The organism is Paenibacillus sp. 1_12, from assembly GCF_900114475.1.
Classification (GTDB): Bacteria; Bacillota; Bacilli; order Paenibacillales; family NBRC-103111; genus Paenibacillus_S.
The window spans coordinates 172907-188798 of sequence record NZ_FOTE01000001.1 but is presented as its reverse complement, the minus strand read 5'-3'; the positions used below and the strand labels follow the sequence as shown (position 1 = coordinate 188798).

Here is a 15892-nt window from a genome sequence, read left to right as displayed (position 1 = left end):
CACGGAAGCATATCCTTTCGTCCTTTGCGGCGAAGGGATTTTTTTGTTGCCTATGGAAGTGCAGTGGATGGGTAAATGGTTAGCCTCAACCAGTCCAGCCTGCAAGAAATTGACCAATAGTATGTAAATGGAGGAACCCGCGATGGAAGAAATAAAAACAACAGAAATGCCGACGACCTATGACCCGAAGGAAGCGGAAAAGAAATGGTACGATTACTGGTTGAAGGGCGATTATTTTAAAGCAGGGCAGCGTAAGGATGCAGAGACGTATACAATCGTGATTCCCCCGCCAAACGTTACGGGTATGCTGCATATTGGGCATGCGCTGGATTGCACATTGCAGGATATTATGATTCGTACCAAGAGAATGCAAGGCTATGACGCGCTGTGGCTGCCTGGGTCTGACCATGCCGGAATAGCGACACAAACCAGAGTAGAGCAGAAGCTGCGTGAGGAAGGTATTACCCGTTACGATCTGGGTCGTGAAAAGTTCCTTGAAAAGGTATGGGAGTGGAAGGAACACTATGCGGATTCAATTCACCAGCAGTGGGCAAAAATGGGCTTCTCTCTAGACTATTCCCGTGAGCGGTTTACTCTGGATGAAGGGCTGTCAAAAGCGGTCCGTGAAGTATTCGTCCGCTTGTACGAAAAGGGGCTTATTTATCGCGGCAACTATATTATTAACTGGGATCCGGCGGCGAGGACGGCTTTATCCGATATTGAAGTTGAACACAAGGAAATACAGGGACACCTGTACCATCTGAAATATACAGTCAAGGATAGCGAAGAATTTATTGTGGTCGCTACAACCCGTCCGGAGACCATGCTTGGTGATTCTGCTGTTGCTGTGCATCCGGAGGACGAGCGTTATCAGCATTTGATCGGCAAGGTGTTGGTTCTGCCGTTTGTTGGCCGTGAGATTCCAATTATTGCTGACGAATATGTCGATAAGGATTTCGGAAGCGGAGCTGTGAAAATTACGCCAGCACACGATCCTAATGACTTTGAAGTGGGCAAGCGCCATGATTTGCCGCAAATATTGGTAATGGATGTAACAGGAACAATGAACGATAAGGCGGGACCTTACCAAGGCTTGGACCGTTTCGAATGCCGCAAGCAAATTGTTGCGGACATGAAGGAATCTGGTGTATTGGTGAAGATTGAGGATCACGTGCATCAAGTCGGCCACAGTGAACGTAGTGGAGCTATTGTTGAGCCTTACTTGTCCACACAGTGGTTTGTCAAGATGAAGCCGTTGGCGGAGCAGGCCATTGCCGCTCAAAACGCGAAAACAGGCGCTAATTTTGTACCGGAACGCTTCGAAAAAAGTTATTTGCAATGGATCGAAAATGTTCGTGACTGGTGTATTTCCCGTCAGCTGTGGTGGGGTCATCGGATTCCGGCGTGGTACAATGACGAAACAGGGGAAATGTTCGTATCTCACAGCGAAGCCGAGGCTTCTGTTCGCGCTAACGGCGGCAGCATCCGTCAGGATGAGGACGTATTGGATACTTGGTTCAGCTCAGCGCTATGGCCGTTTTCCACTCTGGGATGGCCAGATCAAACAGAGGATCTGAGCCGCTATTATCCTACGAGCCTGCTGGTTACCGGCTATGATATTATTCCGTTCTGGGTGTCCAGAATGATCTTTACCGCACTCGAATTTACGGATCAAATTCCGTTCAAGGATGTGCTTATCCATGGCTTAGTTCGTGCTGAGGATGGCCAGAAAATGTCCAAATCTCTGGGCAACGGTGTAGACCCGCAGGAAGTTATTGAGAAATACGGCGCTGACGCTATGCGCTTTATGTTGTCAACAGGATCAACGGCCGGACAGGATATGCGATTCCGTTGGGAGAAGGTCGAGCAGGCGCGTAATTTTGCCAATAAAATTTGGAATGCTTCTCGTTTTGTATTGATGAATTTGACTGGCTTCACGGTGAAGGACATTGATCTGAGCGGTCAATTAGGTACGGCTGATCGGTGGATTCTGCACCGTTTGAACGAAACGGTACGTGATGTAACCCGATTAATTGACACCTATGAATTTGGTGAAACAGGACGCGTGTTAACTAATTTTATATGGGATGACTTGTGTGACTGGTACATTGAATTCAGTAAGCTGTCCCTATATGGAGCTGATGCTGAAGCCAAGAAAAAGACGCAATCCGTGCTTGCCTATGTATTGGATCAAACACAACGCCTGATTCATCCGTTTATGCCTTTCATTTCTGAGGAAATCTGGCAGCACCTTCCGCATGAAGGAGAGACGATTACGCTTGCCGCGTGGCCGCTTTACAATGCGGATTGGGAGGCAGCCGATGCGGTTCAGGAAATGAATCTGCTTATGGATGTGATACGTACGGTTCGTAACATTCGTGCTGAGGTCAACGTGCCCATGAGCAAAAAGATCGAATTGCTGATCAAACCGGCAAACGAAGAAGCTCTGACGATCCTGCAGCGCAATGAAGAATATATTCGCCGATTCAGCAATACCTCCTTGCTTGAGATTAGTCTGACGCTGACGAACCCGGATAAAGCGATGACCGGAATACTTACAGGGGCTGAGCTGTACCTGCCGCTTGCTGGGTTAATCGACATTTCGCAGGAACTGGCCCGTCTGGAAAAAGAGCTACAATCGCTGCATGGCGAAGTGGAGCGGATCGAGAAAAAGCTTGGAAATGAAGGCTTTGTAGCGAAAGCTCCAGCTAAGGTGATTGATGAGGAAAAAGCAAAGCTGGCTGATTATGCAGACAAACGGGATAAAGTAATCGCTCGTTTAGCAGAACTGAGGGGATGATTTCGATGAGCAGTACGACTGATCCGCAGGTACAATCATCTAATGGTTTTCAAAGCGTGGAAGAAGCGGTTGATTGGATCGTTAACTTGGTCAAGTTCGGTGTCAGACCAGGACTCAAACGGATGGAAAAACTAATGGAGCTGCTTGAGTATCCAGAGCGACGTCTGAAATTCATTCACATTGCAGGCACGAATGGTAAAGGCTCGGTTTGTGCTTATCTGACAGAGGCTCTTAAGCAAAGCGGTTACGGAGTAGGTACCTTTACCTCTCCGTATATCGAGAAATATACAGATCGTATTCGTTATAACGGAGTCAATATTGCCGATGAGGATTTGCTGCTTGCTGTTAACAAGCTGAAGCCTCTGGTCGATCAAGTGGCTGCTTCCGAGCTGGGGCAGCCGACGATGTTCGAAGTATCTACAGCTGTAGCGATCTATTATTATGCAAGAATCTCTTGCCCGGATTATGTGGTTTGGGAAACGGGATTAGGGGGAAGACTGGATTCTACGAATATCGTTAAGCCGATACTAACGGTTATTACGAATGTCGGTCATGATCATATGGATATTCTGGGCGATACTCTGGAGCTTGTAGCTGCGGAGAAAGCTGCGATTATCAAGGCAGGGGTTCCCATAGTCAGCGCGGTAGATCAACCGGGTGTGATTGAAGTTGTTGAGCAGGAAGCCAAGGATAAAAACAGTACGCTTTATTTAAGCGGCCGGAAGTTTCGTTATGAAACGATTACAACACAGGAAAACGAGCAGATCTTCAACTTTGAAGGGCCGTTTCGTAAGATTGAACAGGTTACGATTTCTATGAATGGCATTCACCAGCAGCAAAATGCAGCACTAGCTCTAATGACTCTTGAACTGCTGCGTCAATACTATGCGTTGATCATCGAGGATGAAATCCTTTTAAAAGCAATGAAGGAGACGCGGTGGGCAGGCCGATTGGAGATGGTGTCCACGGAGCCTCGTATTTTAATAGATGGTGCCCACAACCCTGAGGGTGGTGCGGTATTGGCACAAGCCCTTCGCGATACGTATCACTATAATAAATTGCATTTTGTGATGGGTATGTTGTCAACCAAGAATCATTCAGGTTATTTGCGGCATATACTACCATTGGTGAACACATTAATTCTTACGGAACCGGTGTGGCATAAGAAGGAAGAGGCGGCTAAGCTTGCTGAGCTTGCTGCTTCCCTTATTCAAGAATTGGGCCTTCCCGATATTGAAATCGTTGTAGAGCCAGACTGGAAGGCAGCGCTGGAGCTGGTGAAAGGCAAAACGGCGGAGAATGATCTGGCTGTTGTGTCCGGCACCTTGTATTTAATAGGGGACGTCCGATCCTGGATCCTACATCAAACCGATTCTGAAAAAGGCTGGTGAGAGCTGCGTGAATACATCTGAGCACATTCATTTTATCGGTATTGGCGGATATGGCATGAGTGCTATTGCCAAGGTCATGCTTGAAATGGGCTACCGTATATCGGGGTCTGACCTTGCTTCCCAGGAGCTTACGGAAAAGCTCGTTGCCAAGGGAGCAACTGTATTTATCGGGCATGAGGCAGAGAATGTCAAAGGAGCCGATGTTGTCGTCTATTCGACAGCCCTGCCTAAAGATAATGTGGAGATGGCAGCTGCGGAGGAATGGAATATTCCGATTCTGCATCGTTCACAAATGCTTGCGCGTCTCATGAACCAGAAGAAGGGGATTGCAGTCGCCGGTGCTCATGGCAAAACAACAACATCTTCGATGATCGCACTCGTGTTGGAGGAGTGTAAAATGGATCCTACCTTCATTATTGGCGGCGAAATCATGAATGTTGGCAGTAATGCCAAGGCGGGCAAGGGAGAATGGGTCGTTGCGGAAGCTGATGAAAGTGATGGCTCTTTTCTGCAATACAATCCATTGATCGCACTTGTCAATAATATTGAAGCCGATCATCTGGAAAATTACAATGGGGATTTTGAGAACTTGAAAAAGGCTTATGCCCAGTTTTTGAGTCAGGTGAGCGATGAAGGCAAGGCTATTGTTTGTAAGGACGATACGTATCTTCAAGAGATGATACCCGATATTAAAAGTGAAGTCATTACTTACGGTATTGAAACTGATGCCGATTATACAGCCCGCAACATAGAGCTTGGTGATCGCAAGGTGCGCTTTGAGGTCGAACATCAGGGCAGTGTGCTGGGTGTGATCCAATTGTCTGTGCCGGGTAAACATAATGTATACAATGCACTGGCCACATTGATTACCTGCATGGAAGCGGGTTTGAGCTTTGATCAGATTGCGGAAGCTATTATGGATTTTCGTGGAGCTAAGCGTCGTTTTCAAGTGCTTGGTGAAGTCAACGACATTCTGATCATTGACGATTATGCACACCATCCAACTGAGATTGAAGCAACTATCAGCGCGGCCAAGGCGACAGGTAAAAGAATTATCGCTGTATTTCAGCCTCAAAGATATACGCGTACGTACTTTTTGTTTGATCAATTCAGCCGAGCATTCTCTGAAGCGGATGAAGTGATCATCACGGATATTTATTCACCAGCAGGCGAACAGCAGATTGAGGGCATAACCTCATCCAAGCTGGTTGAGTTGATCCGTCAGAACAGTAATTCGCATGTCTGCTATATTCCGAGTAAAGAGGAAGTACAGGCTTTTTTACTTGATCATGTTAAAAGCGGTGATCTGGTACTTACAATGGGAGCCGGGGATATATGGAAAGCGGCGTCCGGGTTAGCCCGTACATTGTATGAACGAGCAGAATCCAAATAAAATAAAGTTATAAAAAGAACAAATCGAAGACGTCTGCAGTATGACGTTAAGATTTGTTCTTTTTTGCGTGCACAATCACCGGCTTCGTCTAAATTATCTAAATTAACATTGACACTGATAATGATAACTATTATCATTGTATACGAGCGCATACTTGTGAGATAAGGAGCAGGATATGAAAAAAATCAAATACTGCTGTAAAAACTTGAAGCTTGGTTCCAAAAAGGTTTATAAATCCATTAAGGAACGCTTTCCGGAAATTAAGCAAAAGAAGCAGGATTGCCTCGGAAACTGCAAGCTATGCTCCAAGCAATGCTTTGTAATGTTAGGCAAATCAAACGTTATTTATGCTTCAAGCCCGCGTAAGCTCTACAAAGAGCTGAAGCAGGTTATAGGTTAATAAGGTACATACGAAGGGACGATTTTAACGATGAGCTTGAGCCTATTGTGGATTCTTTCTCCTATTTTGTGTATAGTGGTGATACTACTTCCACTCTACGTGTGGGGTTTACAACAAAAATAATCCATGGAAGGTGCGTGTTCGTATGTTGAATGATTCCTTAAGTACAGCTCTGAACGATCAAATGAATTTCGAATTTTACTCCTCCCATGTGTACCTGGCCATGGCTGCTTATTGTTCGGGAGAAAGCTTGGACGGATTTGCCAACTTCTATATTGTGCAGGCTGAAGAAGAACGATTTCACGCAATGAAAATTTATAAGTTTTTAAATGACCGCGGCAGAAGAGCTGTTGTAATCGGTATGGATAATCCCCAAAACGATTATAAATCGATGCTTGATGTATTTGAGCATGCTTATGAACACGAACAGATCGTTACTAAGCGGATCTATGACTTGTCGGATATTGCGATGAATGAACGTGAGCATGCCACGATTCAGTTCTTGAAATGGTTCATTGATGAGCAGGTGGAAGAAGAAGCGATGTTTGATACCATCATTAATAAGCTGAAGCGGATTGACAAGGACAGTAATGCATTTTTCATGATGGATACGGAGTTTGCTGGTCGAGTATTTACGCCACCTGCACCTTAAATAGCATTTTTGTATGATCACCAGCAGGCAGTTGATTCCTGGACGATAGATTCGTTCAGTCATCAGCTGCTTTTTTGTGCAGAGCTATCGAAAGTCTAGTGTTATTGTTCTATTCATCTGCTCCCTTTCATAGTCTAATAATACGAATTTGGACAAGGGAGCGAAGTACAATGAGCAAAGCCAAAATGACATTTCGGTTTGATCAGGGATATAGAAACAATGTTGGGAATCCTGAGAGGAAACCGAAAGAGCAGCAGGTAATCCCGCTGCGCCCGGAAGAATATAAAGTCACCCCTGTAGACACACAGACATTAAATCCATACCCCAATGATTTTGGAGGCTGGGAAAGCTCGTTTGATACGGAAACGCAGCGGGTGGAGAAGCTGATTCGCGAGTCAGGTCATGGGACCCGACATGAACCCAGACATGAACCCAGACATGAATCAAGACCAGGTTCGATAAAAGTATCTGGTCAGGAACCGATTGTTGATCTGAATTATGAATTAAATCGGGATACGGGTGCGCCCAATCATAGGCTATTGGAACAGGATGATCCATTTTTTGCACAGGATACTAGACAAGACGACCATATGGATCCGATTCGAGATCATCGTTGGTATGTGCCGGAGGAAACCTTCCTTAGGAGAAGGAAAAAGGCGGCTTCTTGGTTTAAGGTCGCAGCATCGGTTGCCGGAGCTGTCGCTACGGGTGCAGCTTTCGGGTTTCTTGTGCTTTCGATGTTTTCGCAGGACTCGCAGGATAGTAAAACAAATGCGACAGTGCCTGCAGCTGCCAATGTCACGGCGAATGCTGCGGTACCAGCCAAAACAGCACCAACCGATCAAGCCGTTCCCGTCTCCGGTGCTATAGCTCCGGCCAGCTCTGCAGGCAAAGCAGCTGATAAAATCGGCTCGGTTGCGGTATCGGCATCCGCTAATGGCGGGGCGATGGCTGCTGTTAACGTGCCAGCCAAAACCCTGACCTTCCTGCAAAGCGGTGTGTTCAGCACTTCACAAGGTGCTGCTGCCGCACAGTCGGAGATGAAGAAAAAAGGTCTTGCTGCGGTGAGTGATGTAGGTGATAAGTATCCTGTATATGTGGGGATGGCCTCCAATCGCGATGAAGCTGCCCGTCTTGCCCAGCAATTTAAACAACAAAAGATTGATGTTATCGTTAAAAGTGTTGACATGCCCGCGTTAACAAAAATCAAATGGACAGGCAAGTCCACAGACATTGTGTCGGCCTTTATCTTACAAGGGGATAATCTGATTCAGCAAATCACCCCACTAACAGTTTCTCACTTAACCGAAGCCAAACTAACCGGAATGGATGCATCACAGGTGCAATCCTTGAAAACAGCTCATCAGACTTGGGCAGGAATGACTGCGGGAGTAAACGAAGGGCTTTCCGAGGAAGGGAAGGCAGCCGTTCTTAAAATAAACAGTGCGATGAATTCAGCTGTGACTTCTTTGGATGAATATCGCAAAAGCCCATCAGCTGCCATGCTATGGCAGACGCAAAATGCGATTTTGCAGGCTGCACTTGCGCAAAAAGAATTCAGGCAAGTTATCCTGGCAACATAAAAAAAACGCCGACCGGCTCAGCTTATGGCTGCTGAGTGGTTGGCGCTTTTTGTGTGCTTTGTACGTATCGATCAAGTAAAGAGGCTGCTTCGGCACGTGTCATGCTCCGGTTCGGCATAAACTGATCAGCGGCGATACCTTCTATCCAGCCAGCCAGCTGCAGACTGTAGATCGATTTGGCAGCCCAATTATCCGTGGGTACATCGGTGAAAGACGCAGGACCTGTTACTGCTCCAACAACTGCTGGAAGTGCAAGTCGCTGAAACGTAGCGGAAACCTCTGCACGAGTAATTGGTTGATCCGGTCGTAATGTTGCGTCGTCATAGCCGTCAAGGATATGTGAGATGACAGCCTTATTCATGGCGTCATTTGCCCAGTGACCTGCTATATCCATAAATAACGGCATTGGAGGCTTTGCACAGCTCTCATCGTTCTTGTAGACTACAGCAGCAACCGTACTGCTGCTCATGCAAACGGTAGTACTCGCTGCGGGCTGCATGACCTTGGACAAATCGAATACCCGATCCAGCAGGGTCATCCATTCCGCTCGGGTCAGCTCACGGTTCGGTTTAAATAGACGGCCGACGCCATCCACAATCCCCTGATTTTTCAATCGAAGCACAGCTTCCCGCGCCCAATGCTCACGCATATCGGTGAATACCTCACTCGGTGTATCCGGAGGCATATAAGCTTCAATGCCTTGCACAATAGCCTGTGCCATTGTCGTTCTCATTTTATCGTTTGCCAGCAGCGCGGCATCCTGACGATTCGAAAGAAAAGCAGTTTCTACCAGTATACTTGGAATGGCTCCCATACGAACCACATATACGGCGCTTGCTACAACACCACGATTTTCTAAGCCTGTAGCGTCTATAAAATGGTTCAGAACAACCTTAGCAAACTCCCTACTCTGCGGCGTAAGCTCAGCCATCTCCGGACTTGCCGGATAGTCCTCCTGTGGATAATTATTATCGTGATACAAAATCAAAGCACCACTTGTTTTGGAATTGCCTGGCATTGAGTTGGCGTGGATTGAGACAAACAAATCAGCTTGCTGCGCGTTTGTAAAGTCAACCCGTTCTTTGAGTGACAGAAACGTGTCATCTTCTCTGGATATAGCGGTTTCATAGCCGCGATCTGCCAGCATCTTTGTTAATTTTGTAGCGATATCCAGATTAACGTTTTTTTCAAGCAGCTTATTCACACCCACTGCCCCAGAATCCGATCCCCCATGACCAGGGTCAACTACAATTTTTATTGCCCATGACGAAGATGGAGCCGTTAACAAACAAACAAGGATAAAAATAATAATGGTATAAGACCGATACATAAAAAATGGTTCCTCCTTAAAGTTTTCGTCAGAAAACTGACTTCGTAAGCATTAACTTTAAAAGTTTTCGTCAGAAAACTGACTTCGTAAGCATTAACTTTCAAATTTTCGCTTGTTAGCCTTGCCAAGGTATGCTTTCTTATTAAGTATTTAAGAGGCTGTATTACAGGATTAAGGCATGTGCTATAATACGGTGAGCGCAGTAGCAGCAGCCTTTTTAACAGCTTCATTTTTAACATGCAAAGGACGTGTAGCTATTTATGAAAAAGAATACATTTACCTTCATTTTGCTGCTTTTCATCGGATTAGTAGCGGGAAGTTTGGTTGGTCAATTGCTGGTTTCAGTGCCTGCACTTGCCTTTCTGACCAAGTCAGTTGATCTGTCCTGGCAGCCAAAAGCAGATTTATTGGTTATCAAGTACGATCTCCAATTTCAAATGAAGCTCAATTTAATCAGCTTGGTGGGGCTTGTTGCGGCTTTTTGGATTTTTCGCAGATTATAGCAGATCATAATGGAATACTACTTAAACTTTAACCTATTGGAGACAAGGAGTCTATATATGTCGATATGTGACGTAAAAAAAATCATTTTGGCATCGTCCTCGCCACGCAGGCAGGAATTAATTCAAACCTTGGGTCTTCCCTATGAAATTCGGGTTAGCGATGTTCAGGAGGATACAGAGCCGGGAATGAGTCCTTCTGAAATCGTAGAGCAGCTGTCCGGTCGCAAAGCAGCAGCCGTCTGCGAAATGTTAAAAGCCGAGCAGCGGGCAGAGGGGATCGTGATCGGTTCCGATACGATTGTTGTGCTGGGCGATCAGGTGCTTGGCAAGCCAAGAGACCGGCAAGATGCCGCACGCATGCTGGGGTCTCTGCAGGGAAAGGTTCATCATGTTTACAGTGGAATTGCTTGTATGGCTCTGAATACGGAACATGAACGGTATGCCCATCGGGCTGCAGCAGTCCACATGAAGCCAATGAGTTCTTCTCAGATTGATAAGTATATCGATACGAATGGACCGATGGGTAAAGCGGGGTCTTATGACACCACAATGCACCTTGGAGGCGTTGGTCAGTATCGTGTATTATCTGAATCGTCCATTGGGAAGCCAGAGGTAATTGTTGGACATACTGTCAGTAAGGTTACATTTAGACCGATGTCTGATGAGGAAATTTGGTCCTATATAGAAACTGGCGATCCGCTCGACAAGGCCGGTTCGTACGGCGTACAGGGATTAGGTGCGGTCTTTATCGAGAAGATTGAGGGAGACTTTTACAGTGTAATGGGGCTTCCGCTCAACTTACTTTACCAAATGTTGTTAAAGTTTGACATCAGCCCATTTAAAGTCTAAGTGCAACCATTATGGAATTGGGTATGTCAAAGGTTTTAGCAATAAAAATAGTTGATAAAGGTGCCGTTATTTATGGCACCTTTTTCATTTTGGCGATGTGTTTGCGTTCAAGCTCAATATGAAACAGCACTTTAATCATAGTAAGCAAGGAAATTTTACGAGGAGGGGATCGATGGGAGAAAAAAATCGGGGTTAATAGAGCAGGATATACCTTTGGAATATCACCAATATAATCATAAAAATTCCTTTATTTAGGAATATATTACTGTAGTTGAAGGACTATATCTCTAGCTGCGCATCGTTTTCTTGATATATCTTCCGCGGTGGGACAAGCTTAATTCAAAACTAATATTACTAGAATACAAGAAGGGTTTACATCGACTAAAATCTGGGATACAATCAGATTGTGAAAGCGTTAACACCCCACATAAAATTAGGAGGGGCGAGCATATCCACTACCAATTAGTTTATTCATTGAACTAACCAAGGGAAATACGAGAGAGCGATGGCCATGGCAAACATTTAATACCCGGTACTGAGGGGGGATAATCCCGATCCGAGCTTTTGCAGGATTGAAGACGATTATTACATATTTCGACTTTCGAATGATTTCCCGGGGTGCAACTCTGAACTCTAGCGGGGTATGGGCTCCATATTTAATTACCACGACGGGAAGTATTGGCTTACTTATTCGGATAAGAAGGTGCATGCTATTACCTGCTTACGGCAGAGGGCGGAACCCGGTATGAGCACGCAGCCACTTTGGCCAGGTCGAAAACGATTGACGGTCCTTATGAACTGCATCCGGACAATCTCTTCCTTACGTCATGGCACGCGGCCGGAAAAATCCGCTGCAAAAGTGCGGGCATGCTTCAATTGTGCAAACGCATACATGCGAATGGTATTTGGCTCATCTTACAGGCAGACCGTTGCTAAACAAAAATGTGCGCTACCTTAGTTCGTATTGTACCGGGCTAAAACCCATGAAAAAAGACGGTTCATTATTGAGCCGTCCATTCGTTGAACGTAACTTTATCCACGAAGTATAGCGAAGGAGGTTGTAGTTTATGAAAGCAATGAATAGTAGTGTTGCCCTGGATAAAAAGGATAGCGTTGGAAAGCCGTTGGAAAGAAAGAAAGGATTGTCTTACTATATAAAGCAGGATTTTATACTTTACCTTATGTTGATTATCCCTGTTGCATATATATTGACATTTAAATATGCTCCCATGTATGGCATACAGATTGCTTTTAAGGATTACAACATTTTTCAGGGCGTAAACATGAGTCCGTGGAATAATTTTGCAACATTCAAACAAATTTTTGCAACACCACAATTCTTTCAGGTTGTTAGAAACACTTTGATGCTTAACGGTTTGGATTTGATTGTGGGATTTCCAGCACCGATCATTTTGGCAATTTTAATAAATGAACTGGTAGGGAATAAGTTTAAAAAAGTAAGCCAGACCATACTATATCTGCCGCATTTCCTTTCCTGGGTTATTATCGGTGGAATTGTTACTCAGCTGTTTTCTCCCACAGGTATGTTAAATTCATTAATTAGCTCTATGGGTGGAGAAGCGTTACCGTTCCTCACGAACAAGTATGCATGGGTTGCAACTTATAATTTAGTTGGAGTATGGCAGAACGCAGGATGGGGTACAATTTTGTATCTTGCTGCTATGACGGGAATCGACAAACAGTTGTATGAGGCTGCTGAAGTAGATGGTGCAGGAAGATTGAGGAAAATTTGGCATATTACGATTCCAGGTATCAGACCAACCATTGCCATCCTTCTAATCCTGCAGCTCGGCAATATTATGGCTATCAACTTCGACCGTCCATTCACCATTCAAAACAACCTTGTTATGGACTTTGGTGACGTTATCAGCACCTATGTTTATCGTGTAGGTATTCAATCTGCGAACTTTTCAGTTGGTGCGGCTGTCGGCCTGTTCCAGTCTGTTATTTGCTTAATATTCCTGATAACTTCCAATTATATTACGCGCAAATTAGGCGAAAATGGAATATGGTGAGGAGGTACTGACAATGTCACAATATGTAAAAAATAAAATTTTTGACTATACAGCGGCATTTACTGTTATAATTGCGGTTTTTATATGCCTAGTTCCTTTTCTCTATATTCTTTCGCAATCACTTAGCTCTAATAGAGCAATTATATCTCAGGCAGTTACCATCTACCCTATAGACTTTAATATAGAAGCCTATAAAGTTGTATTCGGTGATGCCAGTATGCTGTACTCATTGTTTTATACGGTGATCACGACGGCTGTATTTGCGTTCTTTGCATTGACAGTTACAATATTGGCGGCGTACCCGCTGACTAAAAAAAGACTCAAGGGCAGAAGTTTTTTATTGCTAATGATGTTGTTTACCATGTATTTTAGTGGCGGTTTGATTCCGGATTATCTGAATGTAAAAAATCTGGGTCTGCTGAACACTTCATATGCACTGATTCTTCCGGGGATGATGAGCGTATACTATATGATCATATTGAAATCGTTCTTTCAGAGCTTGCCAGACGGCCTGGAGGAAGCTGCGCATCTGGACGGATGCAACGAGCTGCAGATTCTGCTCAAGATTGTGCTGCCTCTTTCCAAGCCGGCACTTGCCACAGTCAGCTTACTATATGCGGTATTCAGGTGGAATTATTTTCAGGATGCCCTTTTCTACATTACGGACCAGAACTTATATACGATACAGCTTAAGCTATATAATGTCATCAATCTTTCGCAGCAAATGTCCGGTGAGAATGTCAATGTAAATCTGCCTTCAGAGGCATTGAAAGCGGCAAGCATTATGTTTGGTACAGTTCCGATTCTTCTGGTGTATCCGTGGCTCCAGAAATATTTTGTATCCGGCATTATGATTGGTGCCGTTAAAGGTTGATATGGGTACGTGAAATGGATTATTTAATCTATTTCACGAATTTATATAAATAAAATTGCTAATATCAAAAAGGAGTGGTTTCTTTGAAGGCAAAGGCAGTAAGACCTATCTGCATTTCTGTGGCAGCGCTAACAATTGCGTCGTCTATATTGGCTGGGTGTCAGAGCAATTCGCCAAGCGGCGCACAAGATGGTACAGCAGGCAAACAAGATGGTACCGCTCCAAAAGAACATCGAACATTAACTGTCGAAGTATTCGACAGAGGTAAGCCCGGCCAGCCGGATTTGAATAATAACTTCTGGACAAAGTATATCAACGATAATTTCGGCAAGCAGTTTAATGCCACAGTAAAATTTGTTTCAGTTCCTAGAGCCCAGGAAGTAGACAAGTTGAACATATTGATGGCAGCCGGCGAGGCGCCTGACATTTCCTACACATACAATCAGGGACTTGTTTATAATTATGTACAGCAGGGTGGTTTGGCAGAGCTTGATTCAGTTCTCAAGCAACATGGACCTACGCTTACAAAGTATCTTGGCGATGATGTATTAAAGTATGGTAAATTTAATGGCAAGCAATATTCTGTACCAGGCAAGAGGACTGTTCTCGCAGGTTCAAATACGTTTATCCGTAAAGACTGGCTCGATAAACTGGGTCTTCCTGTGCCTACTACATCGGAACAGTTCTATAACACCATGGTTGCATTCAAAGAGAAGAATCCTGGAAATGTAAGCGGTGTTATTCCTTATGGTTATTCCCTGCAACCTCAAAATCCCGGGTTGAGCTATATACCAGAAGCCTTTAAACCATCTAATCTTACTCAAGAACAGTTTGCAACACTTCAGGCGCAATCTATATGGTTGGCAAACTGGACTATGCCAGGGTTTGATAAAGCTGTTCAATATATGAACAAGATGTATAATGCCGGCTTGATTAGCCCGAATTTCGCAACTGACAAGGATGGAAAACTATTGGATGCGGATATTTCCAATGGAAAAGTCGGAGCATTCCAGACAAACTGGGATGGTCCGTACAGGACAGCTCCCGGCACCTTGGCCAACCTTGTAAAGAACGTTCCTGGCGGGGAGCTTATTCCTATCGATCCATGGCAGAATGATGCAGGCAAACATCCTAAGAACGGGTACAGCCCAAATGGTATGTATATCATTATACCTAAAACAAGCAAGAATGTTGACCTTGCCATACAGTACCTCAACTGGATGGCTGACCCGAAGGTAACCCTCTTCCTCCAGAACGGTCAGGAAGGTGTGGACTACAATATGGTTAATGGTGTTCCAAAACAGACAGGAACAACAAATGCAGGCGATAAAATGATGACGGTTGCGAACAACCTCGACTATGATATACTTTCAAACGGTATCGAGCTTGGTGATCAGCAGAAGAATAATGCAGCAATTTCTGCAGGATATCCTGGTTATGAAAAGGAGGCAGAGAATGCTTTAAAGGTAGGTATGGTGGACTATTATACTCTATACTTCTATTCAATACCGAATGCAGCCGATGCAAAAAGCAATGCAGAGCTTAGGAATCTTTCAGCTCAAATGCTTGCAAAACTAATTGTTGCTAAGCCAGCCGAAGTGGATAGCCTGTATAAAACATTGGTTCAACAGTACATGGGTCAGGGTGGCCAGGCAGTTCAAGACGAGTATGTAAAGAATTACAAGGCTCAGAATAGTAAATAATAAGGGCTCGATTTGACATGGAGCCTCTGCGGGCATGATTACTCGCGAAAGCCGCGGAATGTAAGGAAATTCGCGATGCTAAGCAGCTTATCATGCCCGCCGCTCCATGTAAAATTGCTGTCTCTTATTACCCATTGCGAGTTGTTAAGGCGTGCGGTGATCTGACCTCGGATGTCGGCTTGCTTCTATATTATATTAGCTGTTCGAAATGGTGAGGTTGTATTTGTTGATTGGCATCTTCGTAGTCTGAAATCCAAGGGAATTATTTAATGGATATAACAGTTAGAGTGGACTTAGGTTAATGGATTTTTGGTTAAATGATAATTGGATATTTGGCGAATAGGTTAGGGAGGTGTCGACAATGGCAACCTCCCTATA

General features: G+C 44.7%; 12 protein-coding genes, 1 pseudogene and 1 other annotated feature (1 of these 14 only partly in view). Of the genes and pseudogenes, 12 read left to right on the top strand and 1 reads right to left on the bottom strand.

Features of this window, described 5'->3' with window-relative positions; translation table 11 throughout:
* Positions 1 to 28 (top strand) — a binding site (T-box leader); it begins 310 nt to the left of the window's first position.
* A gap of 114 nt (positions 29 to 142) precedes the next feature.
* The 6 genes from BM210_RS00785 to BM210_RS00760 all read left to right on the top strand — a co-directional run bounded on the left by BM210_RS00785 (position 143) and on the right by BM210_RS00760 (position 8219).
* Positions 143 to 2800 (top strand): valine--tRNA ligase, encoded by a 2658-nt coding sequence (locus tag BM210_RS00785; protein WP_091163590.1) that lies wholly within the window; start codon positions 143 to 145, stop codon positions 2798 to 2800.
* Positions 2801 to 2805: 5 nt separating this feature from the next.
* Positions 2806 to 4191 carry a bifunctional folylpolyglutamate synthase/dihydrofolate synthase gene (locus BM210_RS00780; protein WP_091163588.1) on the top strand — a complete coding sequence of 462 codons (1386 nt, stop codon included), beginning with the start codon at positions 2806 to 2808 and terminating at the stop codon, positions 4189 to 4191.
* A gap of 7 nt (positions 4192 to 4198) precedes the next feature.
* Positions 4199 to 5584: a UDP-N-acetylmuramate--L-alanine ligase gene (gene murC / locus BM210_RS00775; RefSeq protein ID WP_091163586.1), complete on the top strand. Its 1386-nt coding sequence runs from the start codon at positions 4199 to 4201 to the stop codon at positions 5582 to 5584.
* Between the two features lie 175 nt (positions 5585 to 5759).
* Entirely contained in the window at positions 5760 to 5984 is a 225-nt protein-coding gene (locus tag BM210_RS00770; RefSeq protein ID WP_091163585.1) for a DUF1450 domain-containing protein, read from the top strand.
* Positions 5985 to 6129: 145 nt separating this feature from the next.
* Positions 6130 to 6636, top strand: a complete 507-nt coding sequence (locus tag BM210_RS00765) for a ferritin (protein WP_091163583.1) — start codon at positions 6130 to 6132, stop codon at positions 6634 to 6636.
* Between the two features lie 170 nt (positions 6637 to 6806).
* Positions 6807 to 8219 (top strand): SPOR domain-containing protein, encoded by a 1413-nt coding sequence (locus tag BM210_RS00760; RefSeq protein WP_091163581.1) that lies wholly within the window; start codon positions 6807 to 6809, stop codon positions 8217 to 8219.
* Positions 8220 to 8241: 22 nt separating this feature from the next.
* Here BM210_RS00760 and BM210_RS00755 read toward each other — a convergent pair whose 3' ends face one another.
* Positions 8242 to 9549, bottom strand: coding sequence for an N-acetylmuramoyl-L-alanine amidase (locus tag BM210_RS00755; RefSeq protein ID WP_091163580.1), 1308 nt, complete (start codon positions 9547 to 9549; stop codon positions 8242 to 8244).
* Positions 9550 to 9809: 260 nt separating this feature from the next.
* Here BM210_RS00755 and BM210_RS00750 point away from each other — a divergent pair, with 260 nt between their 5' ends.
* The 6 genes and pseudogenes from BM210_RS00750 (at position 9810) to BM210_RS00725 (ending at position 15514) form a co-directional block, all read left to right on the top strand.
* Positions 9810 to 10052 (top strand): DUF4321 domain-containing protein, encoded by a 243-nt coding sequence (locus BM210_RS00750; RefSeq protein WP_091163578.1) that lies wholly within the window; start codon positions 9810 to 9812, stop codon positions 10050 to 10052.
* Positions 10053 to 10109: 57 nt separating this feature from the next.
* A complete protein-coding gene (locus tag BM210_RS00745; RefSeq protein ID WP_091163577.1) occupies positions 10110 to 10901 on the top strand; it encodes a Maf family protein in 792 nt (263 codons plus the stop codon).
* Positions 10902 to 11603: 702 nt separating this feature from the next.
* Positions 11604 to 11833 (top strand): annotated as a pseudogene (locus BM210_RS36135) (family 43 glycosylhydrolase); the annotation flags it as partial.
* A 144-nt stretch (positions 11834 to 11977) separates the two neighbouring features.
* Positions 11978 to 12937, top strand: a complete 960-nt coding sequence (locus tag BM210_RS00735; protein ID WP_091164630.1) for an ABC transporter permease — start codon at positions 11978 to 11980, stop codon at positions 12935 to 12937.
* Between the two features lie 13 nt (positions 12938 to 12950).
* Entirely contained in the window at positions 12951 to 13811 is an 861-nt protein-coding gene (locus BM210_RS00730) for a carbohydrate ABC transporter permease (RefSeq protein ID WP_091163575.1), read from the top strand.
* Between the two features lie 83 nt (positions 13812 to 13894).
* On the top strand, positions 13895 to 15514 hold the full coding sequence (locus BM210_RS00725; protein WP_256223187.1) for an extracellular solute-binding protein: 1620 nt from the start codon (positions 13895 to 13897) through the stop codon (positions 15512 to 15514).
* Positions 15515 to 15892 lie beyond the last annotated feature (378 nt).